A 21,833-nucleotide genomic window follows, 5' to 3' on the forward strand; every position below is an offset into this window, starting at 1 on the left:
AAACATAAAAAGCCGCAACCATGCGGCTTTTTTCGCCTCACAAATCCTCTAAACGGCGGCTTTGTTATTGGGTTGGCGGCATCCTGCATCCCAAATGCTCGCATAGGCATAGTTCCGTATCGTACCGTGCCAGCGATACCACTCCGAACCATGTTCCTGCTGCGCATAGAACAGCGTGACTTCCGATTCAGGGTCCATGACAACGTAACAGCCTCTAGCGCCATCCCAGCCAAATTCCCCATGTTGGCTAAGTGCATTGTTATCTTCAGGATTCACTAAGGTTCTTACGCCTAAGCCATAGCTATAGCCCAGTTTGCTTCCCCCGCCGAATTTGGCAAAATCCTGCTGCGCAGTAGGCGACAGGCGGTTGCTTCGCATAGCATCCACTGTGTCCGGTTTAAGGATGCGCACGCCATTCGGTGCCAATCCGTAGTTGCATAATGCCTCTGCAAATATAATATAGTCTGACACTGTCGAATATAATCCGCCGCCGCCGCTTTCATAAGCTGGACCTGGCTTAAGCTTAAAGGTTTCTCCAACGCTTTCTGCCGTGTGCGTCTTACCATTAAATCGATTGTACAGCTTGCAAAAGCGGCTCTCATCCTTTAGCTGGAATGAGGTATCTTTCATCCCTAGCGGATCGAAAATATTCTCCTGTACATATTGTCCAAAGCTTCGCCCTGTTATGACCTCGAGCAATGCACCCAGCACATCGTGGCACGCCGTATATTTAAAATGCGAGCCCGGTTCAAAGGCTAACGGCTCCTGCGCCACTGTCTTGATCACAGCAAGTGTCCGGCCCTCACTGCTGCTCTCGGCTACAGCCTTATGAACTGCATCCGTATGAATCGTTTCGATTCCTGCTGTCATTGTAAACAAATGCTCGATGGTAATTGGATTTTGTGAAGGAAGCAGGTCGACTGTTCCATCTGGCAGCGAATGACGAACAAGCATGTGCTTAAACTCTGGGATGTACTCATACAAAGGATCCGTGAGCTTATATTTTTCTCGCTCTAGCAGCTGCAGCAGTGCTGTACAGGTCACGACCTTTGTTGCAGAATACAATTTGAAAATGCTGTCCCTTCTAAATGGAACCTGATTCTCTACGTCTGAAAACCCGGTATAATGTTCGTAAACAGGCTGGTGTTTGTGATACATAGCGACACCTAAACCAGGAATGTTTTTTTCATTATAAAAAGTATCCAGATACGCAGTGAGCTTCGTAAAATTCATTATTTTCCACCATCCCTTCTTCTTTATATACCCCTCAATCATATTTTATCTGAATACATATCTTCTATATAATAAGGTGTTATTAAAGATTCATGTGTATAATTGGCGTGATGGTGATGTACCCCAGACCGAAACGATAAATCCAGAACGATCGGAGGCTTGATTATCCATAAACAACAAACGAGCTGCGCATAATGCGCCAGCTCGCTTGCTTGTTGTTGTACGGGCACGAAGGTTCAATCATGGAACTTTCTCAGCCTACTGCGCCCGGCTTTCTCCTACATATACTGACGCTGAACCTGGTTTGGGTTTGGATTGTCAAGCTTAATACCAGGCATCAGGGATCATCTCCCGCTCCAGTGTCAGCAGTTCTTTGATGATCTGGTCTGCGTCGCTGATCGAGTTCACGAGCGGATCCGTCAGCATCGCTCTCCTCAACTTCTCGTAGCTCTGCTCCACGACGGCCTCTGCCGTAAGCTCATGCGTATCCAGCACAAGCTCCTGCATGCCCCGGATTCCCCGCGGCATCTCGCCTACATGAACGGGCTTCGCCCCGTCCATGCTCACGTCGCACAGCAGTTCCAGGAACGAGTCGTCGCTCATATTTGTGACCGCGCCGCGATTCAGCGTATTGATGAAGAACCGTTTCCCCAAGTTGCCTACCATATTTTCGATAATGTCCGTCGCGTGATCCGGGCCGAAGGTACTCATGTAATCGGCAATCGGAACATTCCCCGTGAGGAAGTCGTCGACCTGCCGCCACATCTCGTCGTGCCGCTGATACCGGTCCTCCGTCTCCCATATCGATAACGGCGGAATGGCGTCCGGCGTCTTGCCGTGACCTTGCCAATAACGGACGTATTCCTTGGTATGGGCCGTACACGTAGGGATATACCCGAAAATATCGTACAGCGCATATGTAATGGCGTCGTTATGAAGCGCCTTTGCCCCGCGGTCTCCCCCGTTGTTCTCCTCGCCAGCCGCTTTGCGCATCGCCTCCGCGATCATGGGCATGACATCCTTGCCTTCGAACTCCGCTTTCAAAAGCCACGTGAAATGGTTGACGCCGGCGACGCGGAAGTCGAACTTCCTGTCGATCTCCTCGTTGAACCCGCTTCTGTCCCCGATAATTCCCGCCCGTACGGCGTAATAGGCTTTTTTATGCGGCATATGGTGGCTGTCGCACAGCGCGAACGATTTCAGCTTCGGCGCATACCGGTGTAAAGCGATCCCGTTTACGGTAGACGGGTTAATATAGTTGATCACCCAGGCGTCGGGGCACAGCTCTTCAACATCTCTAGCACATTCCATAATGACCGGCAGCTCCCGCATCGCCCGAAATATACCGCCTGGACCGATCGTGTCCCCGGAGCACATGCGAATGCCGTATTTTAATGACACTTGGCAGTCGATGCCCCGGTATTTGACCGATTGCTCCGCAAAGCTGAGTACGACAAAGTCAGCCCCCGGAAGCACCTGTCTTCGGTCCGTTGAGCCCTCCACTTTCAAAGATACGTTGTTCTCCCTGGCCACCATCTCCGCCAGTTTGACCATTTTCGATAATCGTTCCTCGTCCGTATCCACCAAAGCAAGCGTTCCCTGATTCAAGTATGCTGAATGGACCATCTGCCAAATGGACTGACGACCGAAAAACAGGCTGCCTGCTCCAATGACGACGACCTTCGGCTGCTGCATGTTCACACCGTTCACAAATAGCCCTCCTCGTATGATATAAATCCATTATAGGAGGATGACCGGAAAACGGAATGTGAGATCGTTTCAAGTACATGTCAAAAAGTAATATCATTAACAACTCGCAAGCCCTTTGTTATACTAAGTTTAAAATCTTAGATGTCATTCGGTAGAGGAGGTTATGCAACCCGATGAATGCAAACATGAGTATTCTCAACGAACTCTCGGAGTATGTCACGCTCGGCATAAGCTCTTATTTAGAACAAGCTCACGATAAGAATTGGATCGAGCACAAGTCCCATCCCGATTACGATCTATGGTTCATTCAATCGGGCTTCGTGAGGGTAACGATCGGCGGGTCCGAACATACGGCGGGTCCGGGAGATGCGGTGTTTTTTTATCCCGATATGCCTTATATCGCTTCGACGACCGAGGACGGCTGCCGATTCATTTACATTCATTTCAATTTCGGTATCGGCGAACAACAGCGAATACTAGGTAAGTTCGAACTCCCTGGAATCGTGCCCAGCTGCCTGATCCAGGAGGAAGCGGTATTGTTCACGCAGGCCTATCGCCGGTTGAAACAGGTCAGCGGCACACCGGGGAATCAGCTTTACTTGAAAGCATGCCTCCTAGCGGTCATTGCAAAGATCCTTGAGCTTCACGGGCATGGCACCTACACCGGCACATTCCTCAAAGGAAAGAAACCGGGTAAAACCGAAGGAAGCCTAAGTGTGCTGCAGGACGTATTTCAATACGTGGATGCAAACCTGCACCGTTCCGTTCGGATGAATGAGCTAGCTGCGCTTGTCGGCGTATCCGAGAAGTATTTTATCTCCTTTTTCAAGAAAAGCGTAGGCATTACGCCGGGACAGTACATTTTCCAAATCAAAATGAACCGGGCACGAGACTATCTCTACGCCAAAAAATACACGATCCAACAGATCGCAGGCTTTCTCGGGTATCCTGATCCGTTTACCTTTTCAAAAGCCTTCAAAAAATATTACAACGTGCCTCCTTCGAAATTCGAGTAACCCTGGTTCTCTGCGCCTGCAATCCCTTCCGTACGACAGAGACGTGAGCTCCCGTCATTTGACCTTCTCTGCCAACTCCAAAATGATTCCCTCCGGCCCACGAACATAGCATAACTTGTAACTTTGTTCATATTGCTGGATCTCACTGAAGGTTTCCGTGCCCTTCTGTTTCAATGTGGATACGATGGCTTCAATGTCTTCAACCTCAATGGCCATATGCCGGATACCGAGCGTAAATGGATATGACTGCTGAATTTCGGTTTCGTCTGACGGATGATAATATTTGACCAGCTCGATCCATGCCTGGCTCCCTGGTGCCCCCAGTGCTACGCAGGCTGTTTTTGCATCGCGGAGCCCTAGGACCCGATCCAACAGCTCGCCTTCCATCTCCCATTCCGCTCGCACCTCAAAGCCTATATCGAGAAAAAACGCTTTGGCGGCTGAGAGATCATTTACGTTTATACTTACATGATCTATTTTATTAACCTTCATCTCGCACATCTCCTTCATCCTAGAATAATGATTCAGATCGCTTTAGAATGACGCAATAAGCTCAAACTAATATTAACGTATATCAACGATTGTGATTTCTTTTCAATTGCTAAGTTGAGTTTGGTGAAAAAGTTCCTCATCTTGTTTACTCACTCATGGCTTGACCACACAGCTCCTGAAGGTGGCGGACGATGATCCGTTCAATGGTCTCCGGCGCGTAGATCTCCGGCCGAAGCAACGCGAGGACCGTCAAGCCTTCAATCACCGCGGCCAATCTCAAGGTTTCGAGTTCCATGTCGATGGATGAGGGAAGAAGCTCTGCCTTAGCCAGAAGATCAAGGACGGTTCTGCTCAGGTCAAGAAGCCCGTCCGTGAGCTCATCCTTTTTATCTTGTAACGCCGAACTCGTGAGGGAACGGATGGCGAATACCCACCAGACGCCGGCTGCCGTTCGTTTGTCCGAATCCATGGGAAGGAGTTCTAAAACCACTTCCAGTGCGGCTTTCATCGGAATACGGCTTATCTCGATTCCTTTTGCTCTGTCGGCTCCTCTCGTTAAATAATAGTCCACGATAAATAACAGCAGCTCGTCCTGCGTTGAAAAATAATGACGTAAGGCTCCAGGCGACACTCCTGCCGCAGCGGCGACGGCGCGGATTGACGCATGCTCGATCCCCTTTGTTTCAATAATTTTCCATGCCGATTCGGCGATCAGTTTTCTTTTTTGGTCATGGTCCACAATTTTTGGCACGGTGAAAACGCCCCTTGATTTTATTTTAACACACTGTATTATAATAAATAGCACAGTGTGTTATTTCATTTTTCAGTTATACCGTGCCTTGGTTACCAAGTCAAGGGAGCTGGACTTTTTATCAATTACAGAAGGGGGAATTCTGTGCAGGAGCAATCTAAAGGATTTCGTGTGCAACTGATCTGTCATGGGTGCAAAAGGGCATTTATCGCCTTCGAGGGCACCTCAGCTTACGACCGCGCGAAACGAAACAGAAATGGAATGCATTACTGCGAGGATTGCAAAAACCGGATTGAGCTTGAAGCGAGGCTGCAGCTGGGAAGACGATTGTTGACCGGAAAGGATTAGCAAAGCAAAAAAACCGTGCCGCCTAACGGCGCACGGTAGATTGCGTTATCCTTCATAAAGGTAATTTTTGAATTTCAAACCCATCGTTTAGCGACTTGACGATATACAGCTCATCAAAACCCTCACAATAGGACGGTCGTTGCAGCTTCTTCAAAGTGCTTATCATACCGATCTCAGGAACCTTTTCTTTCCCTTCTCTCTTGTTGTTACGCTCTTGGGATAATTCATAGTCAGGTTCGAAATAATACCCTATAACCTTATAATGATGTTTTTTCACGAAATCGATATATTTTTTCCGATCCTCCACGGTGGGATTCGTATTGTCTACCACAAAGGATTGCATCGTTCGGACGGATGCTTCCAGAAAAACATTCTCCCGGTGTCTTGTTCTCAACATATCCAGATTAATCCTCATATGAGTTGCAAAGAACCTTTCCTTGTAAAATGTTGATTTTCCGGAAGCTTGTATCCCAGTGAAAATGACGCATTCCATGACGGTTTTCCTTCCTGGCCTAAAGATGGCGGGGCGTTTCAGATCCGCTTTGATCTTTATCGTATCCCCCAGCACGATCTTTAATACGAGCCCTTATCTCGTCACGCTGCCAGACATGCGATGTGCGAAACGTTCGGCCGCCTGAAGGGCCTCCTGCTTAGCCCGCTCCAATACGTTCTCTTTCGGTAAAACAGCGTTTCCCTGCGCGCGAATGATCTCGTAGCTGTCAAATCCCATAAAGGTAAACATCGATCGCAGATATTGATGGGAATACTCCACTTCTGTGTACCAGTCGTTATTGGTGTATATCGATCCGCTTCCCTGAATAACGAGTACGCTCCGTCCGTCTTTGAGCAAGCCTACGGATCCCGAATGGGTAAACGTGTACGTTTCCCGCGGAATGAGAATGGCGTCCATGTAGTCTTTAAGTTTGGACGGGATATTGAAATTATGCATCGGCATCGCAATGACGATGTTCTTCGCATCTTTGAACTGCCGCAGCAGTTCGTTCGTCCGGTCCGTAACTGCCTGCTCCTCCGGTGTGAGCAATTGTCCTGCAGCGGACTTGCTGCGGGCCGCTAGAGCAACGTGATCCAGCAGAGGTATCTCGTCTCGATAAAGATTGAGTTGTTCGACCTCACCATCCGGGACAAGCTCTCTGTAACGCTGTAAAAAAGACTCGAGCACGTTTAAAGTCACCGAGGTGGTGGATTCTACGTCCGGATGTGCATTTAGAACCAGCATTTTATTCATGATGCATCCTCTCCTACTCATCTATAATTGTCGATAACATCAATCGTCGATTGGTTCTGTCGACATTATAACCTGCATCATTCCGTTTGTCAATCGCGTTACGTTTGACATCAAAAATGTTTGCTTTTAACATTATGGTTAGTGAATTTGTCGGGAGGCAGGTGGCTTGCATGCAGTATAGTATCGGGGTCGAATATGCTTTGCATTGCCTCGTATATTTGATTGATCTTCCGGTGGACAGTCCGATCGGGATCAAAGAACTTTCCGCCTACCAAGGTTTGTCGGAGACGTATTTGTCCAAAATTTTCGGGAAGCTGTCCAAAGCGGGTATTGTGGATTCGGTACCAGGGGTCAAGGGCGGCTACAAGCTGGCCAAATCCCCGGATGCGATAACTTTCTGGGACGTCGTCACGGCCGTCGAAGGAGATCAGCCCATTTTTCAATGCCAGAACATTAAAGATAAAAATTATTTCTACCGAAGCAAGGAGAACAACGATGCGTGCGCTTCCTGTACGCCTTCGGATTGCCTGATCAACATGGTCATGCTGGATGCGGAGGAGAAAATGCGGGATTCTTTACGAAGCCGGACACTGCAGTGGATGAACGAGGAACTGGAGCGCACCTTGCCCAAGGAAACCCGGGAAGATGCGCGCGCCTATTTTAAGAAGAACATCAAGGTTAAGTAGGACAGGTTTTTGCAATTGGATATAAAATACAAAAAAGCCGCGCAGCTGCGGCTTTTTTAACTAATGTGTATTCTCGAAATCTAGTGATTTGCACTTTATGAATAAGCTATGCCCGCCAAAACGTTGTGCAGTCTGCTTTATCCATAATGTTAAATTTGATCATTTTCTCAAGTAAGGAGTAATCAACAGGACGATCCCAGCGGATCCGCACCAACTCCTTGGTGTGATCATAGCCAGATTGTACCATTTCATCGGAAAAACGTACAATTCCCGCCCTTTCAGGAGCAACAGCAAGATGATGCTTGGCAACGCTGAAGCCGATGATAAATGTGCCGTGATCGGTAAACATAGGCTGATTCCATGCAATCTTAGGCGTTAAATTCGGGAATGTTTTCGTGATCCAGCCCAGTATTTCTTCCAATCGGGCACGGTGCTCGAGGTTATCGATCCGTGTTAAGTATTCTTCAAAAACTTCCATAGTCTCCCTCCTATGCCCATTACCCTTCCACGATGTCCGCCCGCAAATCTCCTGCAATTTCGATCATAAGGGGTACGACGTCTTGATGAGAGACAGCCGCATACAACTCCCCCATATAGTGCCTAAAAGGAATGAGGGTGTCTCCATGCCGCCACATAAAGAAATCCCCTTCGATCGACATGGTACTTTCTTCCCCTTGTACAGTCAGCACCGTTTGGTAAGTAAAATCAGCCTTGGTTGAAAAATAAGCTTTGCATTCTTCCAATGAAATGTCTTGATCACCGGAGTCCGGCTGCATTGATCTCGTAATTCGAAAGCGTTGATTCATAAATATCCTCCACAATAAATGACTTTCTACTTCATATCCTCCACTACCTTAATCGTTAAGCGGATCACTGTCAATGGAAGCTCAAAGGCTCTCTGTCTTTTATTGAACCGTGGAGAACTGGCGGGAGATGTTCCTGTATTTTGTAGGTGAAATGCCTTTTTTAGCCGTAAATTGCTTGATCAAGTGAGTGTCATACTCAAATCCGGCAGCGTGAGCAATTTCATCAAGCTTCATCCCGGTGTGCGTTAAAAGTTCACTTGCAACTTTTAAACGGTATGACAGCAAGTAACCCATGGCTGTATGACCGCATCTTTCCTGAAACAGCTTATTCAGCGTTATTCGGTTTAAATGAGCGCAGCTCGTCAGATCTTCCAAAGAAATCTTTCTGGAATAGTTCGTGTGAATATACTCTAGCACCAAATCGACAGGGGAATGTTCGCCATTCCGGTTTAAATCCTCGAGCAAACCTAAAATCTGGATGAGGTATTTCTTTATTCTGCACACCCAGCGGGCATCGCTTTGCGCCTGCACTTCCATGCCAAGTATGAAAAACCATTCAAATAATCGCGGGAATGCTTTCTCGGTGATACGGGGTACGGCTGTATATGAATCCTCCCTTTGAAAAAGGGAACGGCCTGCTTGTATTCTCGGACTCGTCGGGAAATAGTCCCGTGTTTCAGAGAGAGTGATCGTGTTAAGAAATTCGGGATGAAAACGAAAGGATTGTGCAGCAACGTTTTGTTTTTCTGTCACTTCCATCTCATCATCCTCGGCCAAGCAAAGGATACCAGGAGCGGAAATCGATATCGGCCGTTCGTTTAACGTCCCGCTCATCCTTCCTGATGTGAAGAGAATGAGCGTATAACGCTCAGGATAAGGAAGCATGCTGAGATCCTCCACGGCGGCAAACTCAATATTCACGATACGATGTTTGTGTCGATCTATTTGCGGCATAGCCATCACCTATCAAATTTTATAGTTAGATGCTTCGTTTATGCCAGTGTAACATACCAGCACAAAGGATATAATGGCGATGCAACGACAAAAGGAGGGAAAGCACGATGACGATTGAGCGTTTTCACATTCATGTCGCAGACGAAATTTTGGACGATCTAAAATACAGACTGGATCATATTCGCTGGCCGGAACAAGTAGATAACGATGGATGGGAACGAGGCACGGAATTAAGTTACTTAAAGTCTCTCGTGTCGTACTGGAAGGACCATTATGATTGGCGAGCTAAGGAATCCGAGTTGAACCGCTTTTCCCAGTATTGCTGCCATATTGACGGGATCGATGTGCACTTTGTACATGAGCGTGGTAAAGGATCTAACCCTCTGCCCATCATTCTTACCCACGGTTGGCCCGACAGTTACCTTCGTTATGAAAAAATCATTCCTCTGCTTACGGATCCAGCCAGCTACGACGGAAACCCTGAAGACTCATTTGATGTGATTGTCCCGTCATTACCTGGTTTTGGGTTCTCAAGCCGCCCTAAACACTCCGGTGTCAACAATTTTCGTGTCTCGGAAATGTGGGCTAAGCTGATGACGCAGCACTTAGGTTACAGTAAATTTGCTGCCGCCGGCGGGGATATCGGCTCCGGTGTTACAAGGTACCTGGCAGCCAACCATCCGGAACTGTTATTCGGAATCCACTTGACCGATATCGGCATTATTAGAGATCTGATGACGGCAACAGATCAGGCAAAGCTGTCGGAAGAAGAACTGCGATATAAGAAAAACGCATCGGCATGGATTGCTGAAGAAGGTGGCTATATGTCCCTTCAATCGACCCGACCCCAAACACTGGCGTATGGACTATCCGATTCACCGGTCGGCTTGGCAAGCTGGATCATTGAAAAATTCCGGGCATGGAGCGATTGTAACGGTAATCTTGAGCAAAAATTTAGTGAGGATGAATTGATCACGCATATGATGATTTATTGGGTGACAAACACGGCCATGTCGGCAGCGAACATCTACTATGAGAATTCTCATTCCTTGCCGCCATTGGGCTACATTGAGGTGCCGACAGGCATCGCGTTGTTCCCAGCAGATATATTGCTGCCGCCCAGAGAATGGGCTGTACGCAACCTAAATGTAACCCGCTGGACTACGCTGCCCCGTGGCGGACATTTTACCGCATTGGAAGAACCCGAGCTCTTGGCACAAGACATTCGTGCCTTCTATAAGCCGTTAAGAGGGAAAATAAATCATTGATATTCATGATGATCCAAAACGCGCACTCCCCAATACTACGATAAACAACGGCAGCCGATCGCGTGATCGGCTGCCGTTGTTTGATTTCGCAAGGTTCCTCTCCAATGATTTTTCAACTAACGTGTCGTCTGCGCCGTTCGGCACTCATCCACTCAGGACTCCACGTTTGCTCTTTGTCATCGATCCGTTTGCCTGGTGGAACAATCGCATCGATCGCATCCAACACATCCGTGCCGAGCCTCAATTCTGCACCGGCAATATAGGCTTTTAATTGTTCTGAAGTGCGCGGTCCCCAGAGAGTTGACGTGACGGATGGATGACTTTGGGTAAAAGCTACTGCCATATCCGCTAGTAGAATCCCCGCTTCATTCGCAAGTTGTTGCAGCTTTTCAATGATCTTAAACTTATATTCGTTTTCAGCTAGCTCAGGATCTAACGCATCTGCATACCCTTTTAATGTCGCAGCGCGAGAATCGCTTAGCGCGGCCTGACCTGCTTTGTACTTTCCTGTCAGTAAGCCACCAGATAAGGGACTGTACACGAATAGAGAAAGATCATATTGTTTAGCGACTTCAGCAAGTTCAAATTCCATTTGCCGATTGATCATAGAATATGGTGTTTGTTCACTTACAAATCGCTGAATATGATATCGATCGCTAATGGCTTGTGCCTGAACCATTTGCCAACCCAGGTGATTTGAAGTACCGATATGATGAATTTTCCCTTCTTTCACCAAATCGTTCAACGTTAATAGAATCTCCTCATAAGCAACAAATTCAAAAGGAAGATGGAGTTGATAAAGGTCTATATAGTCGGTCTGCAAACGTAACAGACTTTGTTCAACAGCAGCTCGTATTGAGCGGCGAGATGCACCACTATGATTTAATTCATGAGTAGCCTCCGCACCAAATTTAGAAGCTAATATGACATTTTGCCGCCTGGCTTTAATCGCTTTTCCGATAATGAGTTCCGATTCCCCATTTCCGTATCTGTTAGATGTATCAATCAGATTGATGCCAAAGTCCAATGCTTCATCAATCATTTTTATGCTATCTTCTTCACTTGTCCTTGATCCAAAACTTGATCCGCCTAATGCAAACGCGCTGACTTTTGTCCCCGTTTTTCCAAGATATCTATATTCCATGGTTTTCCTCCTTAAAATTGATACAGCCCAAATGTAATGAACACGTGTTGATTAAGGCTATAGAAGCAATTATAATCAGGCATAACGGGGAGTTCAATGAACATAAAAGGCCAAGTGTTGATTAATAGATACAACGTCAAAATTGTTGATAAACACCAACATTCATCATGGGGGTAAACAAATGAGCCAAAATAGGACGGATTTGAGAGTCGTCCGCAGTCGCACGTTAATGGAGAACGCATTGTTGTCTATTTTAGAAAATAAAGGGATTAAAGGGCTTACGGTTAAAAACCTATGTGAAACAGCAGGAATTAATCGTGGCACTTTTTATTTGCATTATAATGATATTTTTCATCTCATTGAGGAAACTGTATTTATTCAAGAATTATTGAGCGTATTCGAACCTCTCAATCTTCAAAAGCTCATGCGCTATCCTGATCATGAGGGAGCTTATCCTCCGATTACCAAGGCCTTCCAATACATGCATAAGCATGCCAGCTTTTTTAAAGCGCTATTCCATTCGGATGCTCCAGCAGAGTTAAAAGAACGGCTCCAGTATTTAGTGGGGACACGTTTGTATGAAAATCTGAAACGAAATCAAGACGATCATTCTGAAAACCTATTTACGGATTATGCAATTGCTTATTTGGGAAATGCACAGTTTGGAATGATTCAACATTGGTTTACGGCGGATCGTTCCATTCCTCCCGAAGATATAGCGAGAATGTTGACCAGATATATACGCAATACACCATGTCTTGATAACGAAGGTTGAAATTTGTATGGTACCTGCAGTTAGATTTGAGCATCCGATATTATGCAACAAAAAAAGCAGCGGTTCAAAGTTTTGAACTGCTGCTTTTACTTTTAAGATCATACTCGAGAAAATAAAATCAAACTAGCTCCAGTGCTTTTAGCAAGGCGTATTCACTGGATTTGGCGCCTTCTTGCGAATAATGCGCATTCGGAAATGCTGGAGCCAAATGATGATATCCAGGATATACATGCAGCTCCACCAAGACACCGTCAAAGGCCAGCTGTTTGGCAAATAATATCGCTTCATCTATGAACAAATCAATGCTGCCAATGCTGATATACGTGGGCGGTAAACCAGCCAACGATTTCGCACGTGCAGGCACGTAATACTCGCTGGTCCCCTCTTGACCGGGTTCGTGCCCTAGTACCGATTTCCATCCAAAATAATTGCTGCGATTTGTCCACACAAACTCGCCGGCATAGGGATGATCCGACGAAATACTCGTACGGTCATCGAGCATCGGGCTGCGCAGCCTTAGATGATGAATGTCGAATTCTTTTTGATCGCGAATGTATAGGGCTAGCCCTGCCGCAAGCCCGGCACCTGCGCTGCTCCCACCAACCGCGACTTTCTGAATATCGATCCCTAATTCTTCGGCATGTTCAATGCACCATTTCAGTCCTGAATAACAGTCATGCAACTGACTTGGCTGAATATGTTCCGGCGCGAGTCGGTAATCCACAGATACGCAGCAAAAACCATGCTGCGCCGCCAAGGCTGCATTCGCTGAGCGATCGCCGACCGTACTGCCCATAACCATTCCGCCACCGTGAATCGAATAATATAACGGCATTTTATCGTACTTGAGCTCACGAGGTTTAATGATTTCTATGCGTATATCGGGTCCGCCAAAATAACTCGGCACCGCTCTTTCTTCCCATGTGACAGGAAACAGCTGCGTTACATCCATTTGCGGAATCATTTTTGCTTGATTTTCCCGTGATTCCATAAGGGTTGCACCAGTCAGATCGCTTGTTGGAAATAAATCAAGTACACTTATAATCTCCGGATCGACCAGATGCCTGCTTCTGCTTTTTTGTTCGTTCATCGTTACGTTTCCCCGCTTTCTTATAGAATCCTTCGAAGGATGATGTGGTCCAGCATTCCCCGTTGGGATCGATTTCATAAGTTGTTATATCGATCTTCCGCACCAGCGGATTGTTCCTCCGCCTATTCAAATTCTAAAAGAGCGCATTAAGCAATTCCTATGTAAACAATGACTTAGAATCGTTTTCGACATGAAAAAAACGTCTATCGACGTACCTTCAACGAAGACAGACCGCGTCTAAAGGAAGTTTTTCTTGCGAGATCAGGAAACAGAAGCCCCGAAACTTATACTTTCTGATCTCTTAAGAAAAACGTCTATCGACGTACCTTCAAAGAAGACAGACCGCGTCTAAAGGAAGTTTTTCTTGCGAGATCAGGAAACAGAAGCTCCGAAGCTTATACTTTCTGATCTCTTAAAAAAACTGATGAAGATTATCTTCATCAGTGCCGTTCGTTATTTATTTCCCGAATATACAATTTTCTTAATCGTTTCAATGGAGAGAAAATAGTCCTCAGCCAGCTGCTCGATACTGCTATTATTCTTATATGCCTGTCTTATCTCAGCATTTCGCTGATCCAGCCATTGCCTTCCGCCGCTCAAGCTCCCCCAATGCTGATATTCCTTCTGCTGCTTCGGAATGTAGATCGTCTCTCCCTGGACATACTTTTGAATTTCTATAATTAGCTTGTCAGGTAGTATTTTTTTAGCATTCGTATATTTCAATTCGCTTCACTCCTTATTTTGAAAATAAGGTGCAAAGCCAAAATATTAGAAAAGCTTATTCAGCGTTAGTTAAAATTCCGCCCCATGCAAAGTAACGCTTCTCCAATACTGGCTTTGCATGAGTGAAAGAAGTCACAGACAATCTTGATCGATTCTCCATCAGTAAAGCACCCCCTTAACGTTCACAGTATACCATATTTCAGATGGGCGGTTCCCGTCATTATGGTTTCTAGTCAACCGTTCTTTTCCAATAACGCTTAATCAGCGACGGTCTGGTCCTTTGAAGAAAAAAGGATATTTTCCTAAAACCAAGAACTTCTTAACATGTTAGATAGAATGAACTAAAGAATTTAATTGTTATAGAGACGTATGGGACCGTATAACAGGATGTTCAAAGCTAAACTTTAGTTCAATCTATATAGTTGTTTTTTTATATGAACTTTACTTATGGATTGGAGGAACTTTTCGTGAAAAGGAGAAAAATCAAATGGGGATGATTGTACTCGGTATATTCATGATTGTATTAGGCCTGTACGATTATAAAAATCCGAATTCCAAACTTCTTAAATTTTTGCGACGTGCTCCCAAGAATGATACCGAAGTCCAACAAGTACGCTCAAATGGTTCCACTGAAATGTTTGGCGGAATCATATTTATTTTGATTGGAGTAGTCGTTCTTCTGTTACGAAAATACGGGCACTTCTAGCGATCATCCATGAACGTAACAACAACTTACACCGAACTCATTCAAAGGAGTCCATCCATGTATACTCAACCCACTGCACTACGCTTTTTTTAGATCCAGTATCTGTTTCATCCAATGGTATATGTAAAATAAAATGCAAAAAAGCCGCATCTTTACGGCTTTTTCATAAGTAGTTTAATACTCTTTCTTGATGACAAAAAACGAGCCCCGGATCGTTCCAGCTAATTTAGACTTCTGCCGGGCAAACTTAAACTTTTCCAGCTCCTTCGGTTCCTCCATTCCGTCCGAAAGCTTAAAACCAACGGCCCGCTTCTTCGGGTCATCCACCGTATACATCACATTGAGCCCCAGACCATCTTCATAAAAGACATAGGTGAATTGAATATTTTCGACTTGGAATTGCGACGTTTCCAAAGGCTTGGCTGCAAACTCGATCTCTCGTTCTTCTTTCAAAATCCGGTTCACATAATCCAGAGTCTCCTGGCTTTCGCTGGCGGGTACGACCGTAAATTTGTGCTTATACTTGTTCATGAAGTAACGGGCCTCATTCGCCCGAAGCCCAGCGAGCGCTTCTGCTACTGGAGAAGACTCAACCCCAACGGTAGACACATCTTTAAAATCAACGATATACGACATTTCTATCCCTCCTAAAAGTTTTGCAAGGCGTTACACCTTAGAACTCACTTCGGGCAAAATCCGCCCCGTTTACTTCACGAATATACTTACTTCTTTACAACAGGAATCCACATTTCGCCAAATACGACGCCGTCTCGCTGCCCCATCTCAACGGTTGCATTCGGTCCTCCAACATAAGCATAATCTTTCGCTTCCGGCAGCACTTGACCAAACGCAAAGCCAGCAAGCTGATTGCTCAGATCATTGGATGTCGGCGCTTCCCCTTTAACAACGAGGTATTCGCCCTGAGGGAATTGGATCATTCTCGTTGCCTCCGGCAGCGAAGCATCCGTCATGACGCCGGCATAGTACATCATCTTGTTGTTCACCGCTTCGTTCACGGCAAAAATGAAATCATTAGCGGCGATGGATTTTAACGTATCCAGCCTTCCGTCTTCTTCGACGGCCGACCAGAATTCTGCTTTTTCTTTGTTGATGCCGGCGTAGTCTGTGTAATCGCTCTTCAGTTCCGTTCCAATCCCTAAAACGATAAAGCTGTCCTTTTCTTCCAACGTAAATTGTGCCATATTTGATTACCTTCCTTTTTTAAAATTTTGTTCAAATGATTTGTGTTTTCACTTGATAGGTTTATAATAACCTTGAATCATGTCAAAAAGTGATACTGTTTAGGAGACTCCTATGAAAAAAGTTGAACGGATTAATACCATCATGCGGTATATCAACAATCGTGCCCACTTTACGATTTCCGAAATTATGCGGGAATTTAACATCTCCCGATCGACGGCGATCCGGGATATTCGGGAAATCGAAGCGATGGGGATGCCGCTTGTTGCAGAAGTCGGCAGGGATGGAGGGTATTTCGTCATGAACAACTCGATCCTGCCCACGGTGCGCTTTACCGATAACGAAATTAAAGCCTTGTTCATTGGCTTCATGGCCACAAGAAATCAGCAGCTCCCTTATCTGAAAAGCCGCCAATCGCTGGCCGAGAAATTGCTTGGCCTGATTTCAAAAAACCAGCAGGATGACCTTGTCCTGTTGAATCAAATTTTGCTGTTTGAAGGAACCAACCCCAATAATCCCGACCTGCTCGACCTGTCGGACCTCCCCCATCCGATGCTGGAAAAGCTCATCCAAGTCCTTCTCAAGGACGAATATTTATGGATCACCATCCAAGAAGAGATGGAAATCAAGTCCTATCCCATTTATCTCCTGCACCTCTATCGTGAGAAAAGCGTGTGGCTGATCGAGGGATTTGATTTGAAGGAAGAAAAGAGAAGGATTATTCCTGTTGATGACCTTACCAATGTAGAGCCGTACCCTTTGAAAAAAAGAATAAGTAAGAAAAAGATCCAAGAACAACTGCGTAAGCAGGATGAAATCATCAACCTGGTCATTGAACTGGGTCCAAAAGCGATTGCGCAGTTCAGAAAATACCATCCCATAAAAGTATCCCTTTCCTATACGAATCCTTACCAGACGACAGCCATTTTAAGGACATATATTCATGTCGATAAAGCCGAAGAAATAACCGAACTAACCAATTGGCTGCTTTTTCTGGGTGGAGATATCAAGGTCAGGGAGATGCCGAAAGAAGTCTTGGAGGTGATCCAGGAAAGAATGGGCTTGTACCTTCCATAAACTGAGCCGGTAAAGCCCCCTCTTTTCAGTCTGGCATCGAATTAGTGTTTTTCAGTAAATTTCATTAACACACGATTGCACTGTCTAATAAAATCAATGATGAACTCAAGTTCCTTATCATCATAATTAGATAGCAGTTGATTCATTTCCGCTGCAAATGAACTGAAGAGCGGGACAATGTTCTTTTCTGCATTTTCTTGGTTCATGTAAATGTTGACCCTTCTCTTGTCTTCCGGATCTTGTTCACGAAAAATATAGCCTACCTTTTCCAGCCTGTCCAAAACGCCCGTGACCGCTCCCGTTGTCAATCCAGTCAATGCAGCAAGCTGACCGGCTGTTAACGGTTGGTTCTTCATAATGACATCCAAGCATTTGTGATCCGTGGAATTGATTCCTAACTTTGCAGCAATGGCTTGGTGAAACAGGATCGTGGCCGTACTGTTATTCCGTAATTCATCAGTAAGAATATTGATGTTTTTGCTTGTTGACATATAAATCATCCTCTTTTATATTTATCTTATCTCGTGAGATAAAATGTTTTGCTGCTTTCATTGTATCAATAATATTGCCGAAGAGCAAATGAAAAGAGGCTGATAAATATGTCCCAAATTTCAGTAGCCATTGCTGGAGCCGGGTTAAGCGGATTGTGTTTGGCCCATTCTTTACTTCGTGCCGGGTTCGATGTGCAAGTGTACGAAAGTGATCCGGAACCGTTTGCACGCCGCCAGGGGTATCGGGTCACGTTAGACGAGTATGGGATGGCAGGACTTCAAAAGTGCCTTCCGCCGCGTTTATTCGAGTTGTTTTTGGCGACCACATCGCCCACTGACGAAGATTCTTACTTTCGAGTTACAAATCAAGACCTTGGAGAGGTCTTCAAGCTCACATTCAAAGGGGATCGGAGTGGTACCGATTTACGAACGCCGCGTCAAACCGATCGCCAAACCCTGCGTACGATTATGCTCGAAGGGCTGCAGGATCGGATTCATTATGGAAAAAAGGCGGTTCGGGCCGATACAGCAGCGGATGGCGCCACCCTTCACTTTTCTGACGGAAGTTATACACATGCTTCACTCGTCATCGGTGCCGATGGTGTAAACTCGGCATTACGCAAGCAGCTGCTGCCCGACTGTGACCCGGAGGATGCGAACAGCTGGGGAATTTATGGTCGCACGCCTCTTCTGCATAATGGGCAGTCCATCGTTCCTGCTCCACTGAAAACGAGCGGCGTATACGCCATTGGAAAAGCGGGTAAAGGCTTTTTCTTTACGACGATGAACTTTCGCGAAGCTCCGCAAGCGGCTTTTTCTCGATTTGGAGCAGAGCAATTACCTCCCATTTCTGACGATTATGTCATGTGGGCTCTTCTCTTGCCCAAAGAATTGTTTCCGGTATCTCAAGAGAAACTTGATTCCGAAATACTGCATCGCTTTGCACTAGAGACTGCCCTGGACTTTCATCCCGTGCTGCGGCGGTTCGTGAATCTAGCCGATACAGATTGCACCATGCTGGTAAAATTAAAAGCGGCCAGGAAGCCGTCTTCCTGGCCGGTGTCGCGAATCACTTTAATGGGCGATGCAGTACATGTTATGCCACCCACTGGATCTCATGGAGGCAACACAGCTCTACGAGATGCAGCTCTTCTCGCTGAAAAACTTAAAGCAGCAGTATCCCGAGGCAAACCTTTAGAGGAAGCCATTGCATCTTATCAAACAGAGATGAGCCAGTATGCATTTCGTGAGGTGGAAGCAGCCAAGGCGATGCTGAAGCGCTTCTCCATTCATAACCCATTCATGAGCTGGGTCATGTTACGTGCAATGCCCTGGATTCGTTCCTTAAAAAACAAGCCGTTAACAACAACAGAATAACTTGACGACGCCAGCTATTCCAATATTTCAATGTACCCTTCTGTTCCATTCACACGAATTCGCTGCCCGTCTTTGATGAGCTTGGTCGCATGATCCACTCCGACTACGGCCGGCAGGCCATATTCACGCGCGATCACGGCTCCATGGGTCATCAGGCCGCCTACTTCCGTAATTAAACCTTTGATGGATACAAACAATGGGGTCCAGCTTGGATCCGTAAATGCGGTAACCAAGATATCTCCTTCTTCCAAAGCAGCATCTTCCATGCTTAAAATGACACGAGCTCTTCCTTCGATCACTCCAGAAGAAACAGGCAGACCTAAAATCGCATCGGCCGGGAGATCTCCCCGTTTGTACGAACCTCTAAACATTTCGCCATCAGACGTGATGACACGCGGTGGGGTCAGTTTTTCATATACTTTATACTCGTCTTTGCGTTTGCTGATGATCCGATCATCCAGCATATTGGTGCGAACGGCTTCGTGAAGCTCTTCAAAAGTTAGGTAGTATATATCTTCGATATCATGAATGACACCGGCTTGCACGAGTCGTTCGGCTTCTTTCAGTAAAGCCTGCTTATAAACAAAGTAGCGGCTCACCCAGCCATATTTAGGGTATTCCCGATACCCGATGAAATTTCGGACGAGATCGATCATCCGTTTCGTTTCGTCGGCTTTTTGATCGCCATCCGGCAGCTGTCTCAGCCGATTTAACAATTCTTGTTCTTTGGCCAAAGCTTCCTGGCGACCCTGCTCGAATTTCCGGCGGCTCTCATGAGGCTCAAAGTTTTTGATGTTGCTCAGGATCAATGGGACCAGCGTAATCGGTTTTTCGCTCCAACGGGTACGGCTGATATCGATTTCTCCAGTACACCGCATGCCGTATTTGCTCAAGTAATCATAGATCGCTTCCCGGGCTTCCCTTCCTCCATCAAACTTCACCAGTTCGTCCAGAAAGTGATCTTCTGTTACATGCTGCAAATAATCAATCACTTCCGGATAAGGGCGAATCACATCCGCGACATCCAGCAGCGCCAAGCCCATTTCCGAAGTAATATTGTTTGGCACGGATTGAGAAAGTGTATCGGCTGCGTTTTTTTCGCCCAACCATTTGTTCATATGTTCATTGATCCAGAATGTAGCATTTATAGCAGACATAAACACTGCCGTACTTTGCGGATCAAATAAAATCCTCTTTAATTCCTGGATGTCTTCGAGGATGAAATCGAACAATTCTGCCCCGGATTTCATTTGGATCTTTTGTTTTAAAGCTGCAATCGAGGCTTGATTCCGCTGGATCAAGTCAGTAACGATAGATGGATCGTTCTCAAAGGCTGCCGGCTTATCTGTATTACTTTTAGCGGGAATGGGTGCGGTTTGATCATTCGGTACCAATTTGACAAAGTCTCGCTCGATTACGTTTTCGATTGCGCCTATGAAAAGTGGATCGGATTCCAAGTTTTTTAATAAAGCTTCCCGGCCGGCAGTGGTAGTCAGCCTAGGCGCAATATCAATGAACAGCCTTCCGCCCGCTGTACGCATAGGTGCAGGAGTAATTAACAGATAAAAAGACAGTCCCAACGGTTTGATCGGATCTGTCATCATTTGTTGATGGCCAACAGACAGATAGACGTGATTATCCTGATCATTTGCTTCAGGGATTGGGTATAGCGTTGTAATCGGCCGGCTCTGAACAATATAAAATGTATCATCAGCCAAACACCATTCGATGTCCTGCGGCTGGCCGAAATAAGCTTCGACTTTTCTTCCGATCCGTTCCAGCTGCACAATGTGTTCGTCAGTAAGGGTTTGAGCCTTTTGCTGTGTCGGACCGATTTGGCGTGTTTCGGTTCCGCCTTCTTTTCGTCCATAGATCGCCAATGTTTTGGCTGCTATCTTCTTATCGACGATTTCCCCTCCTTGTACTTTATAATTATCAGCGGATACCAAGCCGGAGACCAGTGCTTCCCCAAGTCCAAAACTGGCATCGATGGACAACTGCTTCCGGTTTCCGCTCATTGGATCAGCGGTGAACAATATTCCCGAAGCATGCGGGAATACCATCTTTTGAATGATCACGGATAAGTAAATGTGACGGTGATCAAATCCATTTTGTATACGGTAGATGACTGCGCGATCCGTAAATAAGGAGGCCCAGCATTTGCTGATATGCTGCAGAATGGCATCAACACCGATGATATTTAAATAAGTATCCTGCTGCCCTGCAAAAGAAGCGTGCGGCAAATCTTCGGCGGTTGCACTAGAACGCACAGCGTAAGCATGTTCCTCGCCGAACCGGGAGAGATAGTGAGTTACTGACTCCACAACATCGGAAGGAATTTCTGCTTCAGTAATGGTCTGCCGGATCTTCCCGCTGATCTCACCTATTTGGTCCCGATCATCTGCGTTTAGCATGGTTAGTTGTTGGAGTAATGCATGATACGTTTCGTTTTGTCCGATGGCTTTTTGATACCCCGCGGTTGTAATACAGAATCCTTCGGGGACCTGGATTCCGTCAATTTTAGATAATTCTCCTAAATTCAACCCTTTTCCGCCAACGAGATAAAGCTGCGATTTTTCGATTTCATGAAACCCAAGAACCATGGAACTCATTCGACCATCTCCCTAACCATTTGATTGAGAAAAAAAACATTTGACAAGAGTTTAACTGGCATGTTACACTTAAAATGTAAAATAAGATATTTATAACTTTATAACATGAACAGTCGTGATCTGATTAT

General features: G+C 45.9%; 22 protein-coding genes. 6 read left to right on the plus strand and 16 right to left on the minus strand.

Annotation, left to right across the window (positions count from 1 at the left end):
* Nucleotides 1–48: 48 nt before the first annotated feature.
* On the minus strand, nucleotides 49–1,233 hold the full coding sequence (locus tag MKY74_RS22780) for a serine hydrolase domain-containing protein (protein WP_076169231.1): 1,185 nt from the start codon (nucleotides 1,231–1,233) through the stop codon (nucleotides 49–51).
* A gap of 324 nt (nucleotides 1,234–1,557) precedes the next feature.
* Nucleotides 1,558–2,943: a family 4 glycosyl hydrolase gene (locus MKY74_RS22785; protein ID WP_084203652.1), complete on the minus strand. Its 1,386-nt coding sequence runs from the start codon at nucleotides 2,941–2,943 to the stop codon at nucleotides 1,558–1,560.
* A gap of 173 nt (nucleotides 2,944–3,116) precedes the next feature.
* On the opposite strand from MKY74_RS22785, the gene MKY74_RS22790 reads away from it, so the two are divergent.
* On the plus strand, nucleotides 3,117–3,959 hold the full coding sequence (locus MKY74_RS22790) for an AraC family transcriptional regulator (RefSeq protein WP_076164657.1): 843 nt from the start codon (nucleotides 3,117–3,119) through the stop codon (nucleotides 3,957–3,959).
* 54 nt (nucleotides 3,960–4,013) lie between these two features.
* Here the strand turns inward: MKY74_RS22790 and MKY74_RS22795 are convergent, their stop codons facing one another.
* The 4 genes from MKY74_RS22795 to MKY74_RS22810 form a co-directional block, all read right to left on the minus strand.
* Nucleotides 4,014–4,451: a VOC family protein gene (locus tag MKY74_RS22795; protein ID WP_076164654.1), complete on the minus strand. Its 438-nt coding sequence runs from the start codon at nucleotides 4,449–4,451 to the stop codon at nucleotides 4,014–4,016.
* A gap of 145 nt (nucleotides 4,452–4,596) precedes the next feature.
* Entirely contained in the window at nucleotides 4,597–5,202 is a 606-nt protein-coding gene (locus MKY74_RS22800) for a TetR/AcrR family transcriptional regulator (protein ID WP_076164652.1), read from the minus strand.
* Nucleotides 5,203–5,602: 400 nt separating this feature from the next.
* Nucleotides 5,603–6,043, minus strand: a complete 441-nt coding sequence (locus MKY74_RS22805) for an AAA family ATPase (RefSeq protein WP_076164647.1) — start codon at nucleotides 6,041–6,043, stop codon at nucleotides 5,603–5,605.
* A 93-nt stretch (nucleotides 6,044–6,136) separates the two neighbouring features.
* Entirely contained in the window at nucleotides 6,137–6,796 is a 660-nt protein-coding gene (locus tag MKY74_RS22810; protein WP_076164645.1) for an FMN-dependent NADH-azoreductase, read from the minus strand.
* Between the two features lie 170 nt (nucleotides 6,797–6,966).
* Here MKY74_RS22810 and MKY74_RS22815 point away from each other — a divergent pair, with 170 nt between their 5' ends.
* Entirely contained in the window at nucleotides 6,967–7,482 is a 516-nt protein-coding gene (locus MKY74_RS22815) for an RrF2 family transcriptional regulator (protein WP_076164643.1), read from the plus strand.
* A 106-nt stretch (nucleotides 7,483–7,588) separates the two neighbouring features.
* Here MKY74_RS22815 and MKY74_RS22820 read toward each other — a convergent pair whose 3' ends face one another.
* The 3 genes from MKY74_RS22820 to MKY74_RS22830 form a co-directional block, all read right to left on the minus strand.
* Nucleotides 7,589–7,960: an iron chaperone gene (locus MKY74_RS22820; protein ID WP_076164640.1), complete on the minus strand. Its 372-nt coding sequence runs from the start codon at nucleotides 7,958–7,960 to the stop codon at nucleotides 7,589–7,591.
* Between the two features lie 19 nt (nucleotides 7,961–7,979).
* Nucleotides 7,980–8,288: a hypothetical protein gene (locus MKY74_RS22825; RefSeq protein WP_076164638.1), complete on the minus strand. Its 309-nt coding sequence runs from the start codon at nucleotides 8,286–8,288 to the stop codon at nucleotides 7,980–7,982.
* Between the two features lie 99 nt (nucleotides 8,289–8,387).
* Complete coding sequence (locus tag MKY74_RS22830; protein WP_076164635.1) at nucleotides 8,388–9,242, minus strand: helix-turn-helix domain-containing protein; 855 nt, start codon at nucleotides 9,240–9,242, stop codon at nucleotides 8,388–8,390.
* Nucleotides 9,243–9,349: 107 nt separating this feature from the next.
* Between MKY74_RS22830 and MKY74_RS22835 the strand changes: the two genes are divergently transcribed.
* On the plus strand, nucleotides 9,350–10,510 hold the full coding sequence (locus MKY74_RS22835; RefSeq protein WP_076164632.1) for an epoxide hydrolase family protein: 1,161 nt from the start codon (nucleotides 9,350–9,352) through the stop codon (nucleotides 10,508–10,510).
* Nucleotides 10,511–10,622: 112 nt separating this feature from the next.
* Here MKY74_RS22835 and MKY74_RS22840 read toward each other — a convergent pair whose 3' ends face one another.
* Nucleotides 10,623–11,654 carry an aldo/keto reductase gene (locus MKY74_RS22840; protein WP_076164630.1) on the minus strand — a complete coding sequence of 344 codons (1,032 nt, stop codon included), beginning with the start codon at nucleotides 11,652–11,654 and terminating at the stop codon, nucleotides 10,623–10,625.
* A gap of 244 nt (nucleotides 11,655–11,898) precedes the next feature.
* Between MKY74_RS22840 and MKY74_RS22845 the strand changes: the two genes are divergently transcribed.
* Nucleotides 11,899–12,429 carry a TetR/AcrR family transcriptional regulator gene (locus tag MKY74_RS22845; RefSeq protein WP_244169122.1) on the plus strand — a complete coding sequence of 177 codons (531 nt, stop codon included), beginning with the start codon at nucleotides 11,899–11,901 and terminating at the stop codon, nucleotides 12,427–12,429.
* A gap of 118 nt (nucleotides 12,430–12,547) precedes the next feature.
* Here the strand turns inward: MKY74_RS22845 and MKY74_RS22850 are convergent, their stop codons facing one another.
* The 4 genes from MKY74_RS22850 to MKY74_RS22865 all read right to left on the minus strand — a co-directional run bounded on the left by MKY74_RS22850 (nucleotide 12,548) and on the right by MKY74_RS22865 (nucleotide 16,150).
* Entirely contained in the window at nucleotides 12,548–13,519 is a 972-nt protein-coding gene (locus MKY74_RS22850; protein WP_076164626.1) for an alpha/beta hydrolase fold domain-containing protein, read from the minus strand.
* A 453-nt stretch (nucleotides 13,520–13,972) separates the two neighbouring features.
* Nucleotides 13,973–14,242, minus strand: a complete 270-nt coding sequence (locus MKY74_RS22855) for a CD3324 family protein (RefSeq protein WP_076164624.1) — start codon at nucleotides 14,240–14,242, stop codon at nucleotides 13,973–13,975.
* A gap of 880 nt (nucleotides 14,243–15,122) precedes the next feature.
* Nucleotides 15,123–15,584, minus strand: a complete 462-nt coding sequence (locus tag MKY74_RS22860; protein WP_076164618.1) for a phage tail protein — start codon at nucleotides 15,582–15,584, stop codon at nucleotides 15,123–15,125.
* 86 nt (nucleotides 15,585–15,670) lie between these two features.
* Complete coding sequence (locus MKY74_RS22865; RefSeq protein ID WP_076164616.1) at nucleotides 15,671–16,150, minus strand: GyrI-like domain-containing protein; 480 nt, start codon at nucleotides 16,148–16,150, stop codon at nucleotides 15,671–15,673.
* Nucleotides 16,151–16,262: 112 nt separating this feature from the next.
* On the opposite strand from MKY74_RS22865, the gene MKY74_RS22870 reads away from it, so the two are divergent.
* Entirely contained in the window at nucleotides 16,263–17,225 is a 963-nt protein-coding gene (locus MKY74_RS22870; RefSeq protein ID WP_076164614.1) for a helix-turn-helix transcriptional regulator, read from the plus strand.
* A 41-nt stretch (nucleotides 17,226–17,266) separates the two neighbouring features.
* Here MKY74_RS22870 and MKY74_RS22875 read toward each other — a convergent pair whose 3' ends face one another.
* Nucleotides 17,267–17,716 (minus strand): MarR family winged helix-turn-helix transcriptional regulator, encoded by a 450-nt coding sequence (locus tag MKY74_RS22875; RefSeq protein WP_076164611.1) that lies wholly within the window; start codon nucleotides 17,714–17,716, stop codon nucleotides 17,267–17,269.
* 108 nt (nucleotides 17,717–17,824) lie between these two features.
* Between MKY74_RS22875 and MKY74_RS22880 the strand changes: the two genes are divergently transcribed.
* Nucleotides 17,825–19,093: an FAD-dependent oxidoreductase gene (locus MKY74_RS22880; protein WP_076164609.1), complete on the plus strand. Its 1,269-nt coding sequence runs from the start codon at nucleotides 17,825–17,827 to the stop codon at nucleotides 19,091–19,093.
* Between the two features lie 14 nt (nucleotides 19,094–19,107).
* Here the strand turns inward: MKY74_RS22880 and ppsA are convergent, their stop codons facing one another.
* Entirely contained in the window at nucleotides 19,108–21,705 is a 2,598-nt protein-coding gene (gene ppsA, locus MKY74_RS22885; RefSeq protein ID WP_076164606.1) for a phosphoenolpyruvate synthase, read from the minus strand.
* Nucleotides 21,706–21,833: the final 128 nt, after the last annotated feature.

This window comes from Paenibacillus sp. FSL R5-0378 (genome assembly GCF_038009285.1).
GTDB classification, from domain to species: domain Bacteria; phylum Bacillota; class Bacilli; order Paenibacillales; family Paenibacillaceae; genus Paenibacillus_AQ; species Paenibacillus_AQ favisporus.

What these genes read in the sequence shown, in the direction of transcription:
- MKY74_RS22780 (WP_076169231.1), bottom strand. Translation starts at nt 1,233, where the DNA reads ATGAATTTTACGAAGCTCACTGCGTATCTGGATACTTTTTATAATGAA.
- MKY74_RS22790 (WP_076164657.1), top strand. Translation starts at nt 3,117, where the DNA reads ATGAATGCAAACATGAGTATTCTCAACGAACTCTCGGAGTATGTCACG.
- MKY74_RS22795 (WP_076164654.1), bottom strand. Translation starts at nt 4,451, where the DNA reads ATGAAGGTTAATAAAATAGATCATGTAAGTATAAACGTAAATGATCTC.
- MKY74_RS22805 (WP_076164647.1), bottom strand. Translation starts at nt 6,043, where the DNA reads ATGGAATGCGTCATTTTCACTGGGATACAAGCTTCCGGAAAATCAACA.
- MKY74_RS22810 (WP_076164645.1), bottom strand. Translation starts at nt 6,796, where the DNA reads ATGAATAAAATGCTGGTTCTAAATGCACATCCGGACGTAGAATCCACC.
- MKY74_RS22815 (WP_076164643.1), top strand. Translation starts at nt 6,967, where the DNA reads ATGCAGTATAGTATCGGGGTCGAATATGCTTTGCATTGCCTCGTATAT.
- MKY74_RS22820 (WP_076164640.1), bottom strand. Translation starts at nt 7,960, where the DNA reads ATGGAAGTTTTTGAAGAATACTTAACACGGATCGATAACCTCGAGCAC.
- MKY74_RS22825 (WP_076164638.1), bottom strand. Translation starts at nt 8,288, where the DNA reads ATGAATCAACGCTTTCGAATTACGAGATCAATGCAGCCGGACTCCGGT.
- MKY74_RS22830 (WP_076164635.1), bottom strand. Translation starts at nt 9,242, where the DNA reads ATGCCGCAAATAGATCGACACAAACATCGTATCGTGAATATTGAGTTT.
- MKY74_RS22835 (WP_076164632.1), top strand. Translation starts at nt 9,350, where the DNA reads ATGACGATTGAGCGTTTTCACATTCATGTCGCAGACGAAATTTTGGAC.
- MKY74_RS22840 (WP_076164630.1), bottom strand. Translation starts at nt 11,654, where the DNA reads ATGGAATATAGATATCTTGGAAAAACGGGGACAAAAGTCAGCGCGTTT.
- MKY74_RS22850 (WP_076164626.1), bottom strand. Translation starts at nt 13,519, where the DNA reads ATGAACGAACAAAAAAGCAGAAGCAGGCATCTGGTCGATCCGGAGATT.
- MKY74_RS22860 (WP_076164618.1), bottom strand. Translation starts at nt 15,584, where the DNA reads ATGTCGTATATCGTTGATTTTAAAGATGTGTCTACCGTTGGGGTTGAG.
- MKY74_RS22865 (WP_076164616.1), bottom strand. Translation starts at nt 16,150, where the DNA reads ATGGCACAATTTACGTTGGAAGAAAAGGACAGCTTTATCGTTTTAGGG.
- MKY74_RS22870 (WP_076164614.1), top strand. Translation starts at nt 16,263, where the DNA reads ATGAAAAAAGTTGAACGGATTAATACCATCATGCGGTATATCAACAAT.
- MKY74_RS22875 (WP_076164611.1), bottom strand. Translation starts at nt 17,716, where the DNA reads ATGTCAACAAGCAAAAACATCAATATTCTTACTGATGAATTACGGAAT.
- MKY74_RS22880 (WP_076164609.1), top strand. Translation starts at nt 17,825, where the DNA reads ATGTCCCAAATTTCAGTAGCCATTGCTGGAGCCGGGTTAAGCGGATTG.
- ppsA (WP_076164606.1), bottom strand. Translation starts at nt 21,705, where the DNA reads ATGAGTTCCATGGTTCTTGGGTTTCATGAAATCGAAAAATCGCAGCTT.